The following is a 3640-nucleotide window of genomic DNA, read 5'->3' on the forward strand; positions in this document are numbered from 1 at the left end:
AAATGTGGGAGGGGGCTTGCCCCCGAAAGCGGTATCAGCGTTTCACAGCAACCGGCCTGGAATGCTCAGCCCGCTTGCTCAACTGCTCAAACACCGACGGATACGCCGGCCGCTCCACATACCGCCCGGCACCGCGCTCGGCGCGCAGGTCGCCATCGGCCCAGACCAGCTTGCCCTGGCTGATAGTGTGGCTCGGCACGCCGCGCACGGTCTTGCCTTCGAAGATGTTGAAGTCGACTTGCTGGTGGTGAGTCTTGGCCGAAATCGTGCGCGTACCTTCGGGGTCCCACAGCACCAGGTCGGCATCCGCACCTACGCGAATCGCACCTTTGCGCGGGTAAAGATTGAAAATCTTCGCCGTGTTGGTAGAGGTCAGCGCCACGAATTCCTGCATCGACAGGCGCCCGGTGTTGACGCCCTCGTGCCACAGCAGCGCCATGCGGTCTTCGATACCGGCGGTGCCATTCGGGATCTTGCTGAAGTCATCGCGCCCGGCAGCTTTTTGCTCGGCGCAGAAACAGCAATGGTCGGTGGCGGTGGTGTGCAGGTTGCCCGATTGCAGGCCGTGCCACAGCGCTTCCTGATGCCCGCGCGGGCGAAACGGCGGGCTCATCACGTAGCCGGCGGCGGTCTGCCAGTCGGGGTGCTGGTAGACGCTGTCGTCCAGCAGCAAATGCCCGGCAAGCACTTCGCCGTAGACCGCCTGGCCCTTGGCGCGGGCGTAGGTGATTTCATCCAGTGCTTCCTTGGTCGACACGTGCACCAGGTACAGCGGCGTGCCGATGGTCTCGGCAATCCGGATCGCCCGGCTGGCTGCTTCGCCCTCCACCTGGGACGGGCGCGACAGCGGGTGCGCTTCCGGCCCGGTGATGCCCTGGGCCATCAACTTGCGTTGCAGGTGATACACCAGCTCGCCGTTCTCTGCGTGCACCGTCGGCACCGCGCCGAGTTCCAGGCAGCGCTCGAAGCTGGCGACCAGGGTGTCATCGGCCGCCATGATCGCGTTCTTGTAGGCCATGAAATGCTTGAAGCTGTTGATGCCGTGGTGGCTGACCAGCTCGGCCATTTCCTCGCGCACCTGCTCGCTCCACCAGGTAATCGCCACGTGAAAACCGTAGTCGGACGCCGATTTTTCGGCCCAGCCGCGCCACTGGTGAAACGCTTCCATCAACGACTGCTGCGGGTTGGGAATCACAAAGTCGATGATCGACGTGGTGCCCCCGGCTAAACCCGCTGCCGTGCCGCTGAAAAAGTCTTCACTGGCCACGGTGCCCATGAAGGGCAATTGCATATGGGTGTGCGGGTCGATGCCGCCAGGCATCAAGTATTGGCCGCTGCCATCGAGTATTTCAGTGCCGGCGGGAATATCCAGGTCCGTGCCAATGGCGCGAATCAGACCGCCTGCGCATAAAACATCGGCGCGGTAACGTTCATCATGGGTAATAACGGTGGCGCCACGGATCAACAGCGACATGTCGAATTCCTCACAGGCTTGACCGGCTTGTGCCAGTTCTAAGTGTTGTAATGCTGCTTGCCGATGGCGGAATTAATTCCTGTCATCGGTGACAGGAATAGAAACTAGCCCGAGTTTTTCGAATGAGCAAGAAGATTTTTTATAAGCTTATATCTTGTTTATCTTGTTGATTTATAACGGTAAAAAACTGAAATCACCAAAATGTCGCGGCCGCTCACCATTTTGACGCACTTGACAGGTTATTAATTTGAGCAACATTTCTTATTGCAAATCAGCCGCTTGAGACATGCCTCTTGACGGCAGTAGTAAATAAAAATAATTGTGTTGCACCAGATTGAGTCCTGATCGTTCGGGCAACTTCCACGTTATCCAGCCTGAGTCACGTGGCAAGTACCGAAGGGCCAATCGGAGAGCAGAATAAAGCTGATTAACATCAGCACGTTATATAAGCGGTGCGGGTTCAGGGGCGGTTGTCGGCACGGTTATTGAGTGCAGTGGCGGCTGGCCGGTCCCGTGATGTCATGTTGTTCACGAGGTACTCCGGCCATCCCGCGCAAAGCGTGGGGTGAGCAAAAATAATTCGAAAAAACCGTGGAGCGGCCATGCAACAGAACAGATCGCAAGTCATTGAGCGCAACGGCCTGTACGAACTCGACGCCGGCCCCGACGTCCTCGACAGTCCGCGCTACAACCACGACATGGCACCGACCAAGGTGCACGAACGAACCTGGAACAAATGGCACATCACCGCGCTGTGGGTCGGCATGTCGATCTGCGTGCCCACCTACACGCTTGGCGGTGTGCTCACCGCGTATTTCGGCTTGTCGGTGGGCGAAGCGCTGATGGCAATTCTGCTGGCGAATATCGTGGTGTTGATCCCGCTGACCCTCAACGCCTTCCCTGGCACCAAGTACGGCATTCCATTCCCGGTGCTGCTGCGTTCGTCCTTCGGCATCCTCGGCTCCAACGTGCCGTGCCTGATTCGCGCGCTGGTGGCGTGCGGCTGGTTTGGCATCCAGACGATGTTTGGCGGGCTGGCGATTCACCTGTTCCTCGGGTCGATTTTCGAGGGCTGGAAATCCCTGGGTGGCACCGGTGAAGTGATCGGTTTCATGATTTTCTGGTGCCTGAATTTGTGGGTGGTGCTGCGTGGCGCCGAGTCGATCAAACGCCTGGAAACCCTGTCCGCGCCGCTGCTGGTCGCCGTCGGGATTGGCCTGCTGGTGTGGGCGATGCCCAATGTGTCGCTCAGCGAACTGATGGCGATTCCACCCAAGCGCCCCGAAGGTGCAAGCCTCACCGGTTACTTCATGGCCGGCCTGACCGCGATGGTCGGGTTCTGGGCTACGTTGTCGCTGAATATCCCGGACTTCAGCCGCTACGCCAAAAGCCAGAAGGACCAGATTCTCGGGCAGATTTTCGGCCTGCCGCTGACCATGTTCCTGTTCGCCGCGCTCGGCGTGATCATGACGGCGGCCTCGGTGAAACTGGTGGGCGTCAGCGTGTCCGACCCGGTCACCCTGATCGGGCATATCCAAAGCCCGGTGTGGGTGGCCATTGCCATGCTGCTGATCATCATCGCGACCTTGTCCACCAACACTGCGGCGAACATCGTTTCGCCGACCAACGACTTCCAGAACATCGCGCCCAAGCTGATCAACCGCACCACCGCGGTGATCCTCACCGGCCTGGTGGGGTTGGCGTTGATGGCCCATGAACTGCTGAAGAAACTCGGGCTGATCGTCTCGGATGTGAGCCTGGAAACCGTGTACTCCAACTGGCTGCTGGGCTACTCGAGCCTGCTGGGCCCGATCGCCGGGATCATGGTGGTGGACTACTTCATCACCCGCAAACAGCAGCTTGACCTGGCCGGCCTGTACCGCGACGACGTGTACCCGGCGTGGAACTGGAGCGGTTTCGTGGCCTTTGGCGTGCCGGTGGTGCTGACCTTGCTGTCGCTGGGCAGCGATGCCTTCAGCTGGTTCTACAGCTACGGTTGGTTTACCGGCTCGGCGCTGGGCGGCCTGTTGTATTACGGCCTGAATGCCAAGCGCGGCCTCAGCCCGGTCACCGCCAAATCACCTTTGTAAACGCGGTCAATGTGGGAGCTGGCTTGCCTGCGATTGCATCGCCTCGGTTCGGCAGAAATACCGAGCCGCCTGGATC

General features: G+C 59.6%; 2 protein-coding genes. One reads left to right on the plus strand and one right to left on the minus strand.

The annotated features are described in order from the left end of the window. Nucleotides 1–34: 34 nt before the first annotated feature. Nucleotides 35–1474, minus strand: coding sequence for a dihydropyrimidinase (gene hydA / locus WBR57_RS06210; protein WP_424083076.1), 1440 nt, complete (start codon nt 1472–1474; stop codon nt 35–37). Between the two features lie 602 nt (nt 1475–2076). Here hydA and WBR57_RS06215 point away from each other — a divergent pair. Then, nucleotides 2077–3564, plus strand: coding sequence for an NCS1 family nucleobase:cation symporter-1 (locus tag WBR57_RS06215; protein WP_424083077.1), 1488 nt, complete (start codon nt 2077–2079; stop codon nt 3562–3564). The last annotated feature ends 76 nt before the right edge of the window (nt 3565–3640 follow it).

The sequence above is a fragment of the Pseudomonas sp. genome (assembly GCF_049590575.1).
Lineage (GTDB): Bacteria > Pseudomonadota > Gammaproteobacteria > Pseudomonadales > Pseudomonadaceae > Aquipseudomonas.